The organism is Chimaeribacter californicus, assembly GCF_002858675.1.
Taxonomy (GTDB): Bacteria; Pseudomonadota; Gammaproteobacteria; order Enterobacterales; family Enterobacteriaceae; genus Chimaeribacter; species Chimaeribacter californicus.
The window spans coordinates 1-19,018 of record NZ_PJZF01000024.1; the positions used below are offsets into that span (position 1 = coordinate 1).

The following is a 19,018-nucleotide window of genomic DNA, read 5'->3' on the forward strand; positions in this document are numbered from 1 at the left end:
CCTGCAAAAAGGAAAATGATATGGAGATAACCTCCCGCCTGAAAATCATGTCATTCCTGCAATATTTTATCTGGGGAAGCTGGCTGGTGACGCTGGGCGATGTGCAGCTCTCCCACCAGCAAACCCTCTCGGCGGCGGCGCTCTCCCGCCAGAACTTCATCCAGCTGATCTGCACCTTCCTGCGGAATCTGCCCTGATTCCCGCTGCCCCTGCGCAGCCAGGGGCATGACTCAACCCTGCAAAAAGGAAAATGATATGGAGATAACCTCCCGCCTGAAAATCATGTCATTCCTGCAATATTTTATCTGGGGAAGCTGGCTGGTGACGCTGGGCGCCTACATGATCAACCGCCTGCATTTTACCGGGGCTGACGTCGGCATGGTCTACAGCTCGAAAGGGCTGGCGGCGATCGTGATGCCGGGGCTGGTGGGGATCATTGCGGATAAATGGCTGCGGGCCGATCGCGCCTATATGCTGTGCCACCTGGTGGGGGCCGGGGCGCTCTGGTATGCCGCGCAGGTCACCACACCGGGCGTGATGTTCTGGGTGATGCTGGTCAACGCCATGGCGTTTATGCCTACCATTGCGCTGTCCAACAGCGTGGCCTACGCCTGCCTGGCGCGCGCGGGCCTGCCGAGCGTTACCCATTTCCCGCCCATCCGCGTCTACGGCACCCTGGGCTTTATCGCCGCCATGTGGGTGATCAGCCTGCTGGGGCTGGAGCTGAGCAACCTCCAGCTCTATATCGCCTCCGGCGCGTCGCTGTGCCTGGCGGCCTACTCCCTGACGTTGCCGGCCATTCCGCCTGCCGGCCACACCTCGCAGACGCTGGCCGGCAAGCTGGGGCTGGAGGCGTTCGTGCTGTTCAAAAAGCCACGGATGGCGATCTTTTTCCTGTTCGCCATGCTGCTGGGCGCAGTCTTGCAGGTAACCAATACCTTCGGCAGCCCGTTCCTGCACGATTTCGCCCGCCAGCCCGACTTCGCTGACAGCCTGGTGGTGAAATACCCCTCCCTGCTGCTGTCGGTCTCCCAGATGTCGGAAGTGGGCTTCATCCTGACCATTCCTTTCTTCCTCCGGCGGTTCGGCATCAAAACCGTGATGCTGATGAGCATGGTGGCATGGACGTTGCGCTTCGGCCTGTTCGCGTTTGGTGACCCCTCCGCCACCGGCATGATCCTGTTGCTGCTGTCGATGATGGTTTACGGCTGCGCATTCGACTTTTTCAATATTTCCGGTTCGGTGTTTGTCGAGCAGGAGATCGACCCGCGCATTCGTGCCAGTGCCCAGGGGCTGTTTATGACCATGGTCAACGGCGTGGGTGCCTATGTCGGTGCCATCCTGAGCGGCATCGCGGTGGATCACTTCACGGTAGAGGGCGTCAAAGCATGGCAAACCATCTGGCTGATCTTTGCGGCCTACGCGCTGCTGCTGGCCGTGCTGTTTGCCGTCACGTTCCGTTACCCCCATACGCCACACCGGGCAACTGCGCCCCGGGTGATGCATTAATTCCGGCCGGCCGGGGCACCGGCCGGCCATTGTATTGATAACAAAAAGGGTTAAGCGTGAGAGAGATTCTGTTTTCTTCGGGTGTGGGCTTTGGGATTGGCGCACTGTTTACGCTGCTGCGGCTGCCGATTCCGGTGCCGAATGTGTTACCGGGCATCCTGTCGATTGTCTTTATGTACATCGGCTATCTGGTGATTACCTTTTTGCGCCATTAATTTGCGCGCCCCGTTCCGCTTTGTTTAACGCGTGATTGCCGGTTGCGCGGTACGGCAGGATGATGACGTCCCTATCATGGCATGTCATCAACCGGCAAGGAGCGGGCCTTCATGGAGCATGTATTCCGTACTGATTTAAAACTGCTGCGGTATTTCCTGGCCGTGGCGGAGGAGCTGCATTTTGGCCGGGCCGCCGCCCGGCTCAACATGTCGCAGCCCCCGCTCAGTACGCACATCAAAGATCTGGAAACCCAATTGGGTACGCCACTGTTTATCCGCCATTCGCGCAGCGTCGTGCTGACAGAGGCCGGACGGGTATTGATGGAGGAGGCGCGTAAGCTGCTCACCAATACCCACCTGGCGCTGGCGCGGGTCGAAAAAATTGGCCGGGGGGAGACCGGGCGCATTGCGCTGGGCTTAGTGGGTACGGCCCTGTGGGGCAACCTGCGGACGCTGATCCACCGTTTTATGCAGGACAACCCCGACGTGGAGATCACCTTCCATGAGCAGTCACCCGACCGGCAACGGGTGATGCTGGAGCGCCACCAGCTTGATATGGGCCTCTGGCGGATGGCAGTTGATCCGCCTCATGGCCTGAAAAGCCTGCGGTTGCATCAGGCCGCTTTTCAGGTGGCCCTGCCCTGCCAGCACCCGCTGGCCGCCTGTGCCGCGGTGCCGCTGGCACAGCTGAGTCATGAGCCGTTCATTACCCTGCCGGCGGCGCATTCTGACTGGCGGTTTCTGCATAACATCTGTTTAAGGGCTGGGTTTACCCCCACCATCGTGCGCGAAGCGGTGGAGCCGCAAACGGTGCTGGCGCTGATCAGCATGGGGCTGGGCATTACCCTGATGGCAGACAGCTATGCACAGATAGCCTGGCCGGGCGTGGTGTTCCGCCCGCTGAGCGAACATATCCCGGCCGATCTCTATGGGGTGTATCACGAGGCGCAGATCACCCCGGCGGTGTCGAGGCTGATCGCTACGCTGAGGGTGTAGCGGTTGGCCTGTTGCCACAGCCTCCATGCCCTGGCGGTAGCGTCGCGGCTGCGCGGGCAGAAGGCGTAACAGAAAAGGCGTGACTATGCCGCCGGAAGGAATCGCCGGAAGGAATCACCGGAAAGGCTGGCTGCGCGCCGGAAAATGTTATCGGAAAAACGCGGCTGAACGGCCGCAACGTGTCACCGGAAAGCGCGGCTGCGCGCCGGAAAGCATCGCGGCGAACGGGCAGATTAGCGCTGGAACCGTTGCCGATAGCCGCTGGGGGTCGCGCCAAACGCGCGGTTGAACACCACGGCGAAGTAGTTGCTGTCATCAAACCCGCAGGCGGCGGCCACATCACCAATCGGCTGCTGGCCGTGCCGCAGCAGCGCCATCGCATTACAGAGCCGCAATTGCCGCAGGTAGTCGCTGATGCTCATGCCGGTTTGCTGTTTGAACAAGGTGCGCAGGGCGCGCGGCGTTAAGTGGTGCTGTTCGCAGAACGCCTCCAGCCGGAACGGCCCGGCGATGCTGCCGCGCAGGGCCAGCATCAGCAAATCCATTTGCTGGGCATCGGCCAGTTCCCGGCTGTCGGGGTGGTGGCGGTAGCGCTGCAACAGTAACGCCAGCTGCAGCAACAGCGCCTCGGCGAGCTGCAACGACAGCGGGTCTGATTTCAGGCACTCCTGCGCCAGCGCGTCCACTTTGCAGCGCAGTACGTCCATGCCCAGCATACTCAGCCGCCAGTAGCGCCCGGCCTGCGGCACCGCATGGCCCGGCAACAGGGATGACCAGTCCGCGGGCAGCCGCAGCCGCTCGCGGGCGAACAGGATGTTATCCAGCTCCAGCCCGTTCACTGACTCATAACTGTGGCGGTCGCGCGCATCCACATAGAACAGGTCGCCACAGGTAATGCGGTAGGGAATATCGTTCCAGATGTGCAAACCGTTGCCGCGCCACACCACCACCAGTTCATCAAAATCGTGGTGGTGCAGCGGGAAATCCGGCTGCGGGTGGCGCTCAGCAACGCTCACCGCCTGCTGGCCGGTCAGGAAATAGTCTTGTTGCTGAAGTTTCAGCAGCGGCATGGCATCCACATCTCCGGGCAAAAGGCAAACGGCTATCCTGCCATAAAGCCCGGCCGCCGGGGTTGACGGCGGCCTGAAATCCGGAAAATTCCTGCTCAGCGCACGCTGTTGCGCATCATTTTCGGCGAGAGTTCGAATTCGCGCCGGAACTGGGTAGAGAAGTGGTTGCTGTCACCGAACCCGCACTCATGGGCGATCTGGGTGATGCTCTGGTCGGTCTGGAATAACCGGCGGCGCGCCTCCAGCAGCCGCAGGCGGTTAAGGTAGCGCTGCGGCGTCATGCCGGTATGCTGTTTCACCTGCCGGTGCAGGGTGCGCAGCGCCAGCGAGTAGCGGTCAGCCAGCTCGCTCCAGCCCACCTCTTCGGTGAAGTTTTTATCCAGCCAGCGCAGCAATGCCAGCACGTTGGCATCCCGCCCGCCGTTGGATTCCAGCTGGCAACAGCTGCGGTGCAACAGCAGCAACAGCAGCAGGAAGCGGCTTTCGCTGGCCGCGATGCCTTCGTCGCTGTGATCCTCCGCCAGCTGCGCCAGCGTGCGGATGTGCTGGCGCGCCTCCTGCAACGCTTCCTGGCCGATATGCCAGTGCACCTGCCCCTGGCCGTCATCCGGCGGCAGGAAGCGGTCTATGCCGGTAAGAAAGCGGAACGCCTGCGGGGCGCGGTAGAGCACATTGGTGAGGTGCAGCCCCTCCACGTTCTCAAACAAGTGGTGGTCGCGGTCGCGCACAAAGCACACCGTGCCGCTGCACAGGGTATAGGGGCGGTCATTGAATACATGCACCCCTGCCCCGCTCTCCACCAGCACAATCTCGTAGAAGTCGTGGTGGTGTTCCGGGAAGGGCGGCTGCGGGGCGCGTGGCTCCACCGTCACGGTCATCGCCCGGGACGCAAAAAAGTCATCACCTGCCAGTAACGTCATTTTTAATGCCTCCGGTAAACAGTCAGGGAGTGCGGCGTGGGCCGCACCCGTCATCCCGCAAGCAGCGGGAGCGCAACAGAGTGAAAGAAACCGTGCGCGCCCATCACTTGCCGGCCTGACGCAGTGTAAGGCGTGCGTGCGCCGGGTTGCCTTAAAACCACGGCAGCCATCGCCCGGAAAACGGTCATTTTTTCAAGATTGTGCGGCTTAAGGTGGGAACTGTGTAGCAGATCACATCTCATTAACAATTCGCCGCCGGGCGCGGGAGTGGCAGGAAGTGTGATCTGATTCACGGGGATCTTTGCCATTTTGCCAACCGGTTTTCAGCGATGGCAACCACCGGAAGGTGGCCTGTTTACCCTTTCCCTACACTCGCTGCATAGTTTGTTAAGGGATAACCACGATGACCGTACGCAATATCGCCACAGTGGATTTGGGCGCCTCCAGCGGGCGGGTCATGCTCGCCCGCTACCACACCGCCACACGCCGCATCACGCTCACCGAGATCCACCGTTTCACCAACCAGTTGGTGCGTTGTGAAGAGCATGACGTCTGGGACGTGGACTACCTCGAAAGCCAGATGCTGCACGGCCTGCGGCAGATCGACGCCGACGGCATCGTGCTCGACAGCATCGGCATCGATACCTGGGGCGTGGACTTTGTGCTGCTGACCAAACAGGGCGAACGCGTGGGGCTGCCGGTCTCGTACCGCGACAGCCGCACAGACGGCATCATGGCCGACGCGGTGCGCGAGCTGGGCGCGGACTGGCTCTATGAGCGCACCGGCATCCAGTTTTTGCCGTTCAATACCTTGTTCCAGCTCAAGGCGCTCAGCCGTCAGCAACCGGACTGGGTGGCGCAGGCTGACCACCTGCTGCTGATGCCGGACTACTTCCACTACCGCCTGACCGGCCACCCCAACTGGGAGTACACCAACGCCAGCACCACCCAACTGCTGAATGTGCAGAGCGGGGAGTGGGACGCCGACCTGCTGGCCTGGGCCGGTGTTCCGGCGCGCTGGTTCAGCACCCCCAGCCAGCCGGGCCGCACGCTGGGCCACTGGGCGGCCCCCTCCGGGCGGCAGGTGCCGGTGATCTCTGTCGCCACCCATGACACCGCCAGCGCAGTGGTGGCCGCGCCGCTGGCCGGGCCCGGCAGCGCCTACCTCAGCTCCGGCACCTGGTCACTGATCGGCATCGACAGTGATCGCCCCTACACCCACGCCGCCGCGCAAAAAGCCAACATGACCAACGAGGGCGGCGTCGAGGGGCGCTACCGGGTGCTGAAAAACATCATGGGCATGTGGCTGCTGCAACGCATCTGCAAGGAGCTGGCGATAGAGGATATCCCGGCGCTGGTGGCGCAGGCCGCCCAGGAAACGCCGTTTGCCAGCCTGATCAACCCCAACGACGCCCGCTTTATCAACCCAGTGTCGATGGTTGATGAAATCAGACACGCCTGCCGTGACCACCAGCAGCCGGAGCCGCAGACCCCCGCCGCGCTGGCGCGCTGCATCTTTGACAGCCTGGCGATGACCTACCGCCAGGTGGCGCTGGAGCTGGCGGCGTTGCAGGGCGCGCCGCTGACGGCTCTGCACATTGTCGGTGGCGGCAGCCAGAACGATTTCCTGAACCAGTTGAGTGCTGACACCTGCCGCATCCCGGTGACCGCCGGGCCGGTTGAGGCGTCTACCCTCGGCAACATCGGTTGCCAGCTGATTGCGCTCGGTGACGTCGAAGACGTCACCGCTTACCGCCGCCTGCTGGCGGACTCCGTCTCCCTGCGCCGTTTCACGCCGCAACCCCATCCCGATTTTGATACCCACTGCCGCCGCTTTGAGGCGCTCAGCCACGCTCATGAGGAGTATTCAGTATGACCGCATCCATCGACCAGGCCTGGGAACTGGCAAAACAGCGCTTCGCCGACCTTAACATTGACGCCGGGGCCGCCCTCGCCACGCTGGACACCCTGCCGGTCTCCATACATTGCTGGCAGGGCGATGATGTCGCCGGTTTTGAGAATTCCACCGGCGGGCTGACCGGCGGCATCCAGGCCACCGGCAACTACCCCGGCAAGGCGCGCAATGCCGCCGAGCTGCGGGCCGATCTGGAGCAGGCCTTTGCGCTGATCCCCGGCCCGAAACGCCTCAACCTGCACGCCATCTACCTGGAATCTGACACGCCGGTGGCGCGCAACGCGATCAAGCCGGAGCACTTCGCCAACTGGGTCGCCTGGGCGCGGGATCACCAGCTGGGGCTGGATTTCAACCCCTCCTGCTTCTCCCACCCGCTGAGCGCGGACGGCTTCACGCTCTCCAGCGCCAACCCGGAGGTCCGCCAGTTCTGGATTGAGCACTGCCAGGCCAGCCGCCGCGTCTCCGCCTATTTTGGCCGTGAGCTGGGCACGCCGTCGGTGATGAACATCTGGGTGCCGGACGGCATGAAAGACCTCACCGTGGACCGGCTGGCCTTCCGCCAGCGCCTGCTCTCGGCGCTGGATGAGGTGATCAGCGAGAAACTTGACCCGAACCACCACATCGACGCGGTGGAAAGCAAACTGTTCGGCATCGGCGCGGAGAGCTTCACCGTCGGCTCCAACGAGTTTTGCCTCGGCTATGCCGCCAGCCGCCAGACCGCGCTCTGCCTGGATGCAGGCCACTTCCACCCGACGGAAGTGATCTCCGACAAAATTTCCAGCGCGATGCTGTTTGTGCCGCGCCTGCTGCTGCACGTCAGCCGCCCGGTACGCTGGGACAGCGACCACGTGGTACTGCTGGACGACGAAACCCAGGCCATCGCCGGTGAAATTGTGCGCCATGACCTGTTTGACCGGGTGCATATCGGGCTGGACTTCTTTGACGCCTCGATCAACCGCATCGCCGCCTGGGTGATCGGCACCCGCAACATGAAAAAAGCGCTGCTGCGCGCCCTGCTGGAACCCACCGCCCAGCTGAAAAAACTCGAGCAGGACGGGGATTACACCGGCCGCCTGGCACTGCTGGAGGAGCAGAAATCGCTGCCGTGGCAGGCGGTCTGGGACGTCTACTGCCAGCGCCACGGTGCGCCGGTCGGCAGCCAGTGGCTGGAAACGGTGCGCGGCTACGAGAAATCGGTGCTGGCCCAGCGCGCGTAATCGTAAACCTTAAGCCGGGTTCGCCCGGCTTAGGGCAGATCTCAGTGCAAAATGATTCTTCTGTTTATCTTTAAGAGGGTTTTGCCATGAGTTTTATGCTTGCGTTACCAAAAATCAGCCTGCACGGCGAAGGGGCGATTCAGGATCTGGTGGGGCTGCTGGCCCAGCGCGCACCGGGAAAGGCGTTGATTGTCACTGACGGCCAGCTGGTGGACCTCGGCCTGCTGAACGGCCTGTTTGCTGCGCTGGAGGCCGCCGCCCTGCCCTATGCCGTGTTCCGCGACGTCACCCCTAACCCCACCTCTGAGTTGGTTGATGCCGGGTACGCCTGTTACCAGCGGCATCAGTGCGACTACCTGATCGCCTTTGGCGGCGGCAGCCCAATCGACACCGCCAAAGCGATCAAGATCCTGACGGCCAACCCCGGCCCGGCCACCGCCTATTCCGGCGTCGGCAAAGTGACCCACCCCGGCGTGTTTCTGGTGGCGATCAACACCACCGCCGGTACCGCCGCCGAACTCACCAGCAATGCGGTGATCATCGACAGCCGCAAGCAGGTGAAAGAGGTGATTATCGACACCCACCTGATCCCGGACATCGCCGTGGATGACCCGACAGTGATGCTGGCGATCCCGCCTGCCGTCACCGCCGCCACCGGCATGGACGCGCTGACCCACGCTATTGAGGCGTATGTGTCGCTTGGCGCGCATACGCTGACTGACCATTCGGCGCTGGAGGCGATCCGCGTCATCAGCCGCTGGCTGCCGGTGGCGGTGGAGAACGGCCACAACCTGCAGGCGCGTGAAATGATGGCCTACGGGCAATATCTGGCCGGGATGGCGTTCAACAGTGCCGGGCTGGGGCTGGTACATGCGCTGGCGCACCAGCCGGGCGCGACCCATAATTTGCCGCACGGCGTCTGTAACGCCATTCTGCTGCCGGTGGTGGAAGCCTTTAACCGCCCGGCGGCAGTGGCACGCTTTGCCCGCATCGCCCAGGCAATGGGCGTGGAGACTCGCGGCATGAGCGATGAGCAGGCGAGCCACGCGGCGATTGACGCCCTGCGCGCCCTGTCCACCCGCGTCGGCATTCCGGCCGGCTTCCGCGAGCTGGGCATCCGCGAGCAGGACATCGACGGCTGGCTGGACAACGCGCTGGCCGACCCGTGCGCGCCCTGTAACCCGCTGGCCGCCAGCCGTGAGCAGGTGCGCGGGCTTTACCTTCAGGCGCTGTAAGTTATTCAGCCCGGTGCAGTAACTCTTTTTAAGGGGCGCGGCCACCGCGCCCTGTGACCCCGAGGCGATTATGATCCGAAAAAGTTTTGTTATGCAGGTTAACCCCACCGCCCACGCAGAGTATGAACGCCGCCATAACCCGATCTGGCCGGAACTGGCCGAGGTGCTGAAGCAGCACGGCGCGCACCACTACAGCATTTTCCTGGATGAGAAGCGCAACCTGCTGTTCGGCGTTGTTGAGATTGAGTCGGAAGCGCGCTGGGAGGCGGTGGCCCAGACGGACATCTGCCAACAGTGGTGGAAACATATGGCGGACGTAATGCCTGCCAACCCGGACAACAGCCCGGTGAGTGACCCGCTGCGCGAAGTGTTTTATCTCGAATAACTGTTTTATCTCGAATAACTGTTTTATCTGGCATAGCTGTTTTATCTGGCATAGCTGTTTTTTATCCGGAACGGCCGTTCCTTCCCCGGCACGGCCGTTTCGTTTTCCCTGCGCCGGGTGCGCACATTCCCCTCTTCCGCTCCCCGAAAAATTCGCTACCCTGAGAAACAGCCCCACGCTTTATTGTTGCGTTTACGCACTATTCATTCGTTGACTCCTGGTTGAATAAGGAAAGCACCATGTTCAATTTTGATTACTACAACCCGACCCGCGTGCTGTTCGGCACCCAGCGGATCGCTGATGTTGCGCTGCATATCCCGGCTGATGCGCGGGTGTTGATCACTTACGGCGGCGGCAGTGCGGAGAAGTACGGTACGCTGGCGGAAACCCGCGCCGCGCTGGGCGATCGTGAGGTACATGAGTTTGGCGGCATCGAAGCCAACCCGCACCTTGATACGCTGATGCGCGCCGTGGCGCTGGTGCGTGAGAAGGGCATCACCTTCCTGCTGGCGGTGGGCGGCGGCTCGGTGGTGGACGGCACCAAATTCATCGCGGCCGCAGCGCACTATCAGGGGGATGTCTGGGCGATGTGGTCACAACGGTTGCCGCCGCAACAGGTGCTGCCGCTCGGCTGCATCATGACGCTGCCGGCCACCGGCTCAGAAATGAACCCGACGGCGGTGGTCACCCATACTGAACTGGGGGCCAAAGTGGGCTACAGCCACCCGGCGCTCTACCCGCGTTTTGCCATCCTCGACCCGCGCAAATCCTACACCCTGCCGCCGCGCCAGGTGGCGAACGGCGTGGTGGACGCCTTCGTGCATGTGATTGAGCAGTACCTCACCTACCCGGTGTATGCCAAAGTGCAGGACCGCTTCGCCGAAGGGCTGCTGCTGACGCTGATCGAGGAGGGGCCGAAAGCGCTGACCGACCCGGAAAATTATGATGTGCGCGCCACCGTGACCTGGGCCGCCACGCTGGCGCTGAACGGCCTGATCGGCGCCGGGGTGCCGCAGGACTGGGCCACCCACCGCATCGGCCACCAGCTCACCGCGCTCTACGATCTGGACCACGCCCAGACGCTGGCAGTGCTGCTGCCCGCCTTGCTGAGCGTGCAGCGCGACACCAAGCGGCTGAAACTGTTGCAGTATGCCGAGCGCGTCTGGGGCATCACGGACGGCGATGAGCCGGAGCGCATCACCCGCGCCATCCAGAAAACCCGCGACTTCTTCGACGACATGGGCGTCAAGACCCGGCTCAGCGCCTACGGCCTGCCGGAAAAATGCATCGATGAGGTGCTGGCGAACCTGCAACGCTTTAAGCTGCTGCCGCAGGGCGAGCACCATGACATCGACGAGGTCAAGGCGCGCCGCATCCTCAGCCTGAGTTACTGACCCGCCACGGCGGCGTCCGTCGCTGCCGTGTTTACCCCGCCCGGCACCAGCCTGACTTCTTCCGGGGCCAGCACCCGGCCATCCTGCGCGCGCATCTCCAGCTTGCGTAACGGCTGGCCGTTCAGGCTGTCCACCAGTTGTGACGGCCGGTCGCCACCGGTGAACAGGTACTCCCCGCCCCATTGCCCCAGCGCCACCAGCACCGGTTGCAACGCCCGCCCCTTTTCCGTCAGCCGGTACTCCTGATAGGCGGAGCCGTCCGCCGCCGGACTGACCGCCAGAATGCCCTCCGCCACCAGCGCCTTAAGCCGCACTGACAGGATATTTTTCGCCGCGCCCAGATTGCGCTGGAACTCACTGAACCGCGTAATGCCGTGCAGGGCATCCCGCACGATCAGCAGCGTCCACCAGTCGCCAATCAGATCCAGTGAGCGCGCCACCGGGCAGAGGCTGCTATTCAAACTCTTTCTTTTCATCAGGCTCTTTCTTTTCAACAGGTTATTCCAACGCGGTATTTTTTCACCGCGATCGCCGCAGATTCTGGTTGCATGATAAAACCACTGCTGCTAAAAATCATCTGGTTTTATTATTAAACCACAAACGAGGTGCAGCATGAGATTACAAGGCAAAACGGCGTTTATCACCGGCGGGAACAGCGGCATCGGGCTGGCGACGGCCAGGCTGTTTATTGAACAGGGCGCGCGCGTCGCCATTACCGGGCGGAACCCGGAGACGCTGGCGCAGGCGGCAGCAGAACTGGGGCCAAATGCACTGGCGCTCACCGCTGATACGCAGGACCCGGCCGCGCTGGCCGAAGCGCTCGCCACCGCCACGCAGCAGTTCGGTGCGCTGGACAGCGTGTTCGCCAATGCCGGGGTGGGCGGCGCGACGCCGGTCGGCCACACCACCGCTGAAGCCTTCGCGCAGATCCTGGCGATCAACGTCACCGGGGTGTTTCTCACCGTGCAGGCCGCGCTGCCGCACCTGAACCGGGGCGCATCCGTTATTCTGAACGGTTCGGTACATGCGGTGCTGGGGATGCCTGGTTTCTCGGCTTATGCGGCCTCAAAAGCGGCGGTAAGGTCGATGACCCGGGTACTGGCGGCGGAGCTGGCCCCGCGCCATATCCGTGTGAATCAGGTGACGCCGGGGGCCACGCGCACGCCGATCTGGGCGGTTGACCCGGCAGATGCCGCGGGCATGGCGCAGCTTGAGGCGTCGATCGCCCGCAGCGTGCCGCAGGCGCGGATGGGGGATGCCGCTGAACTGGCGAATGCGGTGCTGTTCCTCGCCTCAGACGAGGCCGCCTACATCACCGCCCAGGAGATTGTGGTGGATGGCGGCACCACCGGCGCACCGGCGGGCGCGCCGATCTACCGCCCGGCGTGATCAGTCGATCACCACTGTCGGGATAGGGCTGAGCGCGTAGCTGAAGGCGTCCAGAATGTCCGCCTCCAGCACCCGCAGGGTAGAGAGCGGGGGCAGATCGTCCGGGGCGAACAGCCCGACGTCTACCGTTTCGCTCCCGGCCTGATAGGGGGTCGCGTCAACGCGGCGGCAGAGGAAAAACAGCTTATAGAAGTCGAGAATATCGGGCGGGTAGGCGTGTTTGGCCTTGTGGCGGATGCTGTAAAGCGCCTGCACTTCCACCGCCACGCCCGCCTCCTCCAGCACCTCTTTCACCACGTTCTCACGCGGCGACAACCCGATTTCCGCGAAGCCGCCCGGCAGCGTCCAGAGACCGTCGGATTTCTCGCGCACCAGCACAATTTTGCCGTGCTCAATGATCGCTGCGCGCACATCAATTTTCGGCGTGGCGTAGCCCTGCCCGCTGTCGGCGTAGATGCCCTCAATGCGCTCCACCGGCACATCGGTGATGTCTGCCAGCATGCTGCGGGCGATCTCTGCAATCTCCTCATAGCGTTCGCGGTCAAACTCATCCCGGCAGTAGTGCAGCCCGGTTGAGGCGATGGCATACAATTTCTTTGCCCGGCGTAACCAATTATTTTCATGCATCTGATCCACAGCGCAGCTCCTGTTAAAAGGGCGAAACTCCGATAACAGCATGGAAAGCGTGTGGCTTCAACGGCTTTTTCCTGCCGGTTACGCCCCGGCGGCGGAAGGCGGATGAGCAGAAGTAATGCGCCGCGCGCCCCGGCCAACCAGCGCGCCGGCGGCCTGCTACGCTTAGCCTTCAGGAGCCGCGCACCTTCAGGATCCCCCCTTTCCCTCGTGAGGTATCGGTATGGCCGATCCTATCATCAGCGATATTTTCAAATTTGTGGCAGTGCGTCCCGCCGAATTGATCACCCCGGCGCGCAGCGCGCTGCACTTTATTGAGGATGAGCGCCTCACCCAGCCCGACGGCCAGCGTCAGCTCAAGCTGCTGGCGCGGGAGCTGGCGACTCCGGCGCAGGCGCTGGCGCACTTTGCGCAGATTGACCTGACGCCGCTCTACCCGCTGGAAAAGGCGCGCGACCGGCTGCTGGCGGAGTATCAGGCGCAACCGGCCACTGACCCGTTGCCTGACTTCGATCAGGCGGGGGGATCGGCGGATCTGCTGGATGGCCAGAAACCGGACACGCTGCGCACGCTGGCGTTTGACGCGCTGTATAGCGCCTGGATGAGCGGGCCGGATGCCGGGCCACGGTTGCAGGTGCCGATAGAGGCGCTGCGGCTGCTGCACTTTTTGCAGCGTTATCAGGAGGCGTTGCTGGCCGATGTCACGTCGGCGCGCGATGCGCTGCTGGCCCAGCCGCTGATCCCGCCCGGCCTGACGCAATTTTCCGCCGCCGCCCCGGCGAAAGAGGCTGAACTGGCCGCCGCCGAGCGGGCCGCAGCGGAGCAGGATCGCAGGCTGGCGGCAGTGCAGGCGCTGCGCCCGCTGTTTGAGGAGTACACCACCACCCGGCGCTTGCTCTCCGCCACCCGTCAGGCCCCGGCGTCCCGGCAACCGGCAGAAACCCGCAGCCAGGATGGCCGCAACATCACCCTCTCCACCCAGTCGCGGCTGGGCAACGTGGCGGCCCAATTGGGGGCCCAGCCCGCCCGCGCCCTGATGCAGCGCCTGACACTGGATGACAACACCCCGCTGCCGCAGGCCACCGCCGCCCTGCAAAGCCACCTTCAGGCGCTGACCCGCGAGATTGTCACGCAGCCTGACAGCGCGGCGCTGCACACCCTGACGCTGGAGTATGGCGACAGCAGCCTGAAAAAAATCGTCGCGGTGAATCCCCCGCTGCCGATGATTACCGGCAACGAGGAAAAGGCCGCCGATGTGGATATGTCCGGCCGTATCCGGCCGCTGGGCATCGGCGATTTGCTGGTGGTGAAACAGCAACTGGTGGCCTACCTGCCGGGCGAAGTGGCGCACATAGAGAATGTGCTGAAAGGGGAATTCCGCGAACGTACCCACCGGATGCTCGATCGCACTGAGACCATCCTGTTCAGCTCGCAGGAGGATAATCAGGAGACGGAGCGCGATACCCAGTCCACCGACCGTTTTGAGTTGAAAAAGGAGGCGGAAAACACGCTGAAGGAGGAGATGAGCCTCAGCGCCGGGCTGACCGTCACCGGCAGTTATGGGATGGTAAAGGTCACCGCACAGGGGGATTTTGCCTATAAAACCGCCAAAGAGGAGTCCAACAAAAACAGCAGCACCTTCGCGCAGGAGGTGGTGGATCGGTCTGTCAGCAAGCTACAGAAAAAAGTGAAAAATGAGCGCACCGACAAGACCTTTCATGAAGTGGAAGAGACCAACAAGCACGGCATCGACAACAAAGACGGCAGCGGCCACGTCACCGGCGTCTACCGCTGGGTAGATAAAAAATACCATGCGCAGATTTATAACTACGGCACCTGCCTGATGCTGGAGTTTATTCTGCCGGAACCGGCGGCCTACTACCGCGCCTCGCTGATTAAACAGGCGATTGCCGCCTCGGGTGCCACGCCGCCGGTGCCGTTCCTCGACCTAAACGGCCAGCCGCTGGGCATTGAGGACATCACCGAAGACAATTACCAGATATTCGCCGGGCGCTACAACGCCGCCGTGGAACCGCCGCCGCCCTACTGGACCTATGTCTCCACCAGCCTCGACCAGAGCGGCATTGCCAATGGCGCGACGGTGTCGAAGTCAGTGAAGGATGTGGTGATCCCGGAGGGTTACCGGCTGGCGATGTTCAGCCTGCAGATCGGCCTGACCTGGGAGAACTATCCGCAGTTTGTGGTGCAACTGGGCGAATGGGCCTGGCATGTGCTGAATAACACCCACACCCTGCAAGGCAGCAGCAGCAATTACGGTTTCGCCCCGCTGGATCTGAGCCAGCTTACCGACGAGCCGCTGGCACCGGTAAGTAACTTGCCGCTCAGTCTGGTCGGCTATGACATCAACGCCTACGCCATCAATCTGGCAGCCAACTGCCTGCGCACCAAAGAGAAATACCAGAAGTGGCAGGCTACTGCCTTTGAGAAGATCTATACCGCGTACCAGGCGATGAAAACCGCCTATGACCAGAAAGTCGCGCAAGCCGAAGCGCAAGCCGGGGCAGTGATCATTGAGGGCCGCAACCCAGCCGCCAACCGCGAGATCGAGAAGCGCGAGCTGAAAAAACTCTGCATCACGATGATGACCGGCCAGCACTTTGACCAATTTAACGCCATGACCAGCCCGGCCGATCAGCCCACTAACCTGCCGGAGCTGAAGCCACTGGAGGCGTTGAGTGAGGCGCGTTACATCCAGTTCTTCGAGCAGGCGTTTGACTGGACGCAGATCAGTTACCTGCTCTATCCCTACTTCTGGGGCCGCAAGAAAAATTGGGTGGACATCAGCAACCTGACCGACACCGATCCGCTGTTTGCCCACTTCCTGCAAGCCGGTGCGGCGCGGGTGATGGTGCCGGTGCCGCTCTCCTACAGCACGGCAGTGCTCTACTTCCTGCAAAAGAATGACACCCCCACCAGCGTTGAAAGCAAGCTGTGGATGGGCGGCGAAGCACCCACGCTCAACGATCCGCAGTTCAAATCCATTGCGTACGAAATGCGCAAGCAGACCGACGATCTGTATGGCGCGACGCCGGTCGAGCCGAAAGCGCAGAACAGCTGGGATTTCACCCTGCCGACCACGCTGGTGTGGCTGCAAAGTGACGCCACGCTGCCCACTTACCCGGTCACGCTATGAGCGAAGCCCCTGACAGTGGTTCCGGCGGGCCCTTTGATGCGTTGTGCGGCGGGTTTAAGAAGCCGGTGCCGCGCAACTCCTCGATCCCACTTATCGCCCAGGCGTATGCGGCTGCCCTGTACCGGGAGAACTTTTTCCAGCGCTACACGCTGGGCGAGGTATTTGTTGAAACCGAATACCGCTGGGTCGGTACCGGCAACCCGTTGTTGGATCTGGCGCTGAAACATATTGTTGCGGAAATGCGCAACTACTATGCAAAGACGCAGGAGAACCGCGCGCTGGCCAGGCAAGGCACACCGGCCGTCAAACTGAAAGAGGGGCGCTACATCCGCCCCGATGTGCTGGGGCTGGCGCTGGATATTCCCCGCCGTACGCTGTTTTGTGAGCTGCTGGAGATAAGCACCATCGATCAGGCCAAAGAGACCATTACCGGTGATCTGGTGCCGAAGCTGGCGATCCTGCGCGGGCCGGTAAAAACCCTGCTGGAAGAGGCGCTGCTGCGCATGAACCAGCAAGGCTCCTTTCCGCAGACCTTTGACGCCAGCGGCGCGCCCTGGATTATTCCGCCGTCGCTTATCATCGTGCCGCTGTTCCCCGAGGCGGGTACCGCCACCGCCTCCACCCGTTTCCGTTGGCTTTGCTTCGGCCCGACCTACCAGTACCGGCCGATGCCGTTTGCCGGGATCGTCAGCGAGCCACCGGACTCCCCGGCGCGCGGGCTGCTGCTCTACAGCTACCATGAGGCCGGGATCAACGAGGTGGCCGTGCCGCAGGAGGTGTTTGTCAAAATGCGCAAATGGCTGGCCGACAAACAACGGGCCGCCATCCGGCTGGAGCTGCTGCCGCTGAACAGTTACACCCAGTACTGGCAGCAAAACCCGGATGACCTGAAACGCCTGGTCGGCTATCTGGCGGTGGGGGTGGCCGCTGTGGCGGTGGTGGCGCTGGCGGTGTGGCTGGCCCCGGTGATTGCCGGTTCCGCCGCGGCGCTGCTCAGTGAAATAGCGGTTGCGGCCTCAGCAGAAGCGATGATTGCCCAGGGCACGGCGGTTGCCGCTGCGCTTTCCACCTTTTTGCCGCAGATCATGCGCACCGCCCAGATGGCGATCGGTGCCGCCGCCAGCCTGGGTGGCCTGCAACCGGTGGGAGGGGCCTATTAAGGGAACCAATAGCGGGAAAATAAATAGCGGGGAAACGGGTGGCGTCAGTCATGGGGGGTAAGGGGGTGACCGCGTTAATTATGCAAAAAAAGTGCGAGCGCGGCAGGTGCCGCAAAATCCTTCACACGGCGAGCGCCGCAAGCTAATCGCACGGCGGACGCCGCAAAAAAAGGGCGGCCGGTTGGCCGCCCGCATCAGGGGGAATTACTCGGTGACGTGCTTCGCTTCGTGCGCCTGTTGTTCCGCTTTCACCTCTTCTGCGCGCTTGCGCAGACCGAACCAGCCCAGCGTCAGCAGAACCGCCAGCACCGGGATGGTGGCCACGGTGTAGGTGCCGTTCGGATAGTCAAACGCCATCAGCACCAGCACGCCCAGCAGGAACGCCAGCGTCAGCCAGGAGGTAAACGGCGCGCCCGGCATTTTGAAGGAGACCTCTTTGGCATGGCCCTCTTTCACCGCTTTGCGGAACTTCATCTGGCAGACCACGATAAACGCCCAGGAGCTGAGGATACCCAGCGACGCGACGTTCAGCACGATCTCAAACACCTGGGACGGCACATAGTAGTTCAGCACCACGCCCACCACATACACGGCAGCCGTGACCAGAATCCCGGCATACGGCACCTGCTGGCTGCTCATGCGTGACATCAGCTTCGGTGCGGAGCCGCCCATCGACAGCGAACGCAGGATGCGCCCGGTGGAGTAAAGGCCGGAGTTCAGGCTGGAGAGCGCCGCGGTCAGTACCACGATGTTCATGATGCTGCCGATGTACGGCACGCCCAGCTTACTGAAGAAGGTCACGAACGGGCTTTGCCCCGCCTGGTAGGCGTTCCACGGCAGCAGGCAGACCAGCAGCACAATGGAGCCGACATAGAACAGCGCGATACGCCAGATGACGCTGTTGATCGCTTTCGGCAGCACGTTTTCCGGGTCTTTGGTTTCACCGGCGGCAGTACCGACCAGCTCAACGGCCGCAAAGGCGAACACCACGCCCTGCACCAACACCAGCGCCGGCAGCAGCCCGTGCGGGAACAGCCCGCCGTTATCGGAGATCAAATGCAGGCCGGTGACATTGCCGTCCAGCGGCTTGCCGCTGCCGAGGAACACCACACCGACGATCAGGAACAGCGCAATCGCCGCCACTTTGATCAGCGCAAACCAGAACTCCATCTCCGCGAACCATTTCACGCCGATCATGTTCATGGTGACCACAATCGCCAGCGCGCCCAGCGCGAACATCCACTGCGGCACGTCCGCGAACCCGCCCCAGTAGTGCATATAGAGCGCCACGGCGGTGATGTCTACGATCCCGGTCATCGCCCAGTTCAGGAAGTACATCCAGCCTGCGACGTAGGAGGCTTTCTCACCCAGGAACTCACGGGCATAGGAGACGAAACTGCCGCTGGTGGGGCGGTGCAGCACCAGCTCACCCAGGGCACGCAGAATGAAGAAGGAGAACAGCCCGCACACGGCATAGACCAGCGCCAGCGCCGGCCCGGCCATCTGCAACCGCGCCCCGGCCCCGAGGAACAACCCGGTGCCGATAGAGCCGCCGATAGCGATCATCTGAACCTGGCGGTTCCCCATTCCTTTGTGATACCCGGCTTCGTGAGAGTCCAGCCAGCGGCGCTTCGCGGCACGGCGCGTACTCTCGGATTTCTTATGTGGTTTCATTGATATCCTAATTTCCTGTCTGCCGGCGCCCTTCCCAACCCAGGCAAACGTTTGCTGGGGGCTGGGGGATTAGCGCCTGTTCTCTGATAACAACCTGGTAAAACGGCGGTGAATGCTACCTTGTCTCGTGAGTGGAGGCAAAAAATCTCATG

Annotated in this window: 16 protein-coding genes and 1 pseudogene; 12 read left to right on the plus strand and 5 right to left on the minus strand. The window is 62.5% G+C overall.

All coding sequences use genetic code 11. The features are described from left to right. Positions 1 to 20 precede the first annotated feature (20 nt). From CYR55_RS24290 to CYR55_RS20070, 4 genes and pseudogenes are all read left to right on the plus strand, one after another. Positions 21 to 113: pseudogene (locus CYR55_RS24290) on the plus strand (MFS transporter); the annotation flags it as partial. A 142-nt stretch (positions 114 to 255) separates the two neighbouring features. Further along, the gene (locus tag CYR55_RS20060) at positions 256 to 1,509 is read left to right on the plus strand and encodes a nucleoside permease (protein WP_101818118.1); all 1,254 of its coding nucleotides are present in this window, start codon (positions 256 to 258) and stop codon (positions 1,507 to 1,509) included. 56 nt (positions 1,510 to 1,565) lie between these two features. Further along, the gene (locus CYR55_RS20065) at positions 1,566 to 1,724 is read left to right on the plus strand and encodes a DUF1427 family protein (RefSeq protein ID WP_072928412.1); all 159 of its coding nucleotides are present in this window, start codon (positions 1,566 to 1,568) and stop codon (positions 1,722 to 1,724) included. Positions 1,725 to 1,835: 111 nt separating this feature from the next. Then, on the plus strand, positions 1,836 to 2,720 hold the full coding sequence (locus CYR55_RS20070; protein WP_101818119.1) for a LysR family transcriptional regulator: 885 nt from the start codon (positions 1,836 to 1,838) through the stop codon (positions 2,718 to 2,720). A gap of 233 nt (positions 2,721 to 2,953) precedes the next feature. Here the strand turns inward: CYR55_RS20070 and rhaR are convergent, their stop codons facing one another. Next, a complete protein-coding gene (gene rhaR / locus CYR55_RS20075) occupies positions 2,954 to 3,790 on the minus strand; it encodes an HTH-type transcriptional activator RhaR (RefSeq protein ID WP_101818120.1) in 837 nt (278 codons plus the stop codon). Between the two features lie 95 nt (positions 3,791 to 3,885). Then, positions 3,886 to 4,710 carry an HTH-type transcriptional activator RhaS gene (gene rhaS, locus CYR55_RS20080; RefSeq protein ID WP_101818121.1) on the minus strand — a complete coding sequence of 275 codons (825 nt, stop codon included), beginning with the start codon at positions 4,708 to 4,710 and terminating at the stop codon, positions 3,886 to 3,888. A 403-nt stretch (positions 4,711 to 5,113) separates the two neighbouring features. On the opposite strand from rhaS, the gene rhaB reads away from it, so the two are divergent. From rhaB to CYR55_RS20105, 5 genes are all read left to right on the plus strand, one after another. Beyond that, a complete protein-coding gene (gene rhaB, locus CYR55_RS20085) occupies positions 5,114 to 6,586 on the plus strand; it encodes a rhamnulokinase (RefSeq protein ID WP_101818122.1) in 1,473 nt (490 codons plus the stop codon). Continuing rightward, positions 6,583 to 7,842 (plus strand): L-rhamnose isomerase, encoded by a 1,260-nt coding sequence (locus tag CYR55_RS20090; protein WP_101818123.1) that lies wholly within the window; start codon positions 6,583 to 6,585, stop codon positions 7,840 to 7,842. The genes rhaB and CYR55_RS20090 overlap by 4 nt, the downstream gene beginning before the upstream one ends. Before the next feature lie 86 nt (positions 7,843 to 7,928). Continuing rightward, positions 7,929 to 9,077 (plus strand): lactaldehyde reductase, encoded by a 1,149-nt coding sequence (gene fucO, locus CYR55_RS20095; RefSeq protein WP_101818124.1) that lies wholly within the window; start codon positions 7,929 to 7,931, stop codon positions 9,075 to 9,077. Positions 9,078 to 9,147: 70 nt separating this feature from the next. Continuing rightward, positions 9,148 to 9,462 carry an L-rhamnose mutarotase gene (gene rhaM, locus CYR55_RS20100; RefSeq protein WP_101818125.1) on the plus strand — a complete coding sequence of 105 codons (315 nt, stop codon included), beginning with the start codon at positions 9,148 to 9,150 and terminating at the stop codon, positions 9,460 to 9,462. A 239-nt stretch (positions 9,463 to 9,701) separates the two neighbouring features. Next, a complete protein-coding gene (locus tag CYR55_RS20105) occupies positions 9,702 to 10,856 on the plus strand; it encodes an iron-containing alcohol dehydrogenase (RefSeq protein WP_101818126.1) in 1,155 nt (384 codons plus the stop codon). Here the strand turns inward: CYR55_RS20105 and CYR55_RS20110 are convergent. Then, positions 10,850 to 11,332 (minus strand): winged helix-turn-helix transcriptional regulator, encoded by a 483-nt coding sequence (locus CYR55_RS20110; RefSeq protein ID WP_101818127.1) that lies wholly within the window; start codon positions 11,330 to 11,332, stop codon positions 10,850 to 10,852. The genes CYR55_RS20105 and CYR55_RS20110 overlap by 7 nt on opposite strands. A gap of 136 nt (positions 11,333 to 11,468) precedes the next feature. Between CYR55_RS20110 and CYR55_RS20115 the strand changes: the two genes are divergently transcribed. Further along, complete coding sequence (locus tag CYR55_RS20115) at positions 11,469 to 12,245, plus strand: glucose 1-dehydrogenase (protein ID WP_101818128.1); 777 nt, start codon at positions 11,469 to 11,471, stop codon at positions 12,243 to 12,245. On the opposite strand, the gene CYR55_RS20120 is transcribed toward CYR55_RS20115, so the two are convergent. After that, on the minus strand, positions 12,246 to 12,872 hold the full coding sequence (locus CYR55_RS20120) for an NUDIX hydrolase (protein ID WP_101818174.1): 627 nt from the start codon (positions 12,870 to 12,872) through the stop codon (positions 12,246 to 12,248). A 229-nt stretch (positions 12,873 to 13,101) separates the two neighbouring features. Here CYR55_RS20120 and CYR55_RS20125 point away from each other — a divergent pair, with 229 nt between their 5' ends. Together CYR55_RS20125 and CYR55_RS20130 are read left to right on the plus strand one after the other, a co-directional pair. Continuing rightward, positions 13,102 to 16,032, plus strand: a complete 2,931-nt coding sequence (locus tag CYR55_RS20125; protein WP_101818129.1) for a hypothetical protein — start codon at positions 13,102 to 13,104, stop codon at positions 16,030 to 16,032. Beyond that, positions 16,029 to 17,192, plus strand: coding sequence for a hypothetical protein (locus CYR55_RS20130; protein ID WP_101818130.1), 1,164 nt, complete (start codon positions 16,029 to 16,031; stop codon positions 17,190 to 17,192). The genes CYR55_RS20125 and CYR55_RS20130 overlap by 4 nt, the downstream gene beginning before the upstream one ends. Positions 17,193 to 17,396: 204 nt before the next feature. Here CYR55_RS20130 and ansP read toward each other — a convergent pair whose 3' ends face one another. Beyond that, positions 17,397 to 18,866 (minus strand): L-asparagine permease, encoded by a 1,470-nt coding sequence (gene ansP / locus CYR55_RS20135; RefSeq protein ID WP_101818131.1) that lies wholly within the window; start codon positions 18,864 to 18,866, stop codon positions 17,397 to 17,399. Positions 18,867 to 19,018: the final 152 nt, after the last annotated feature.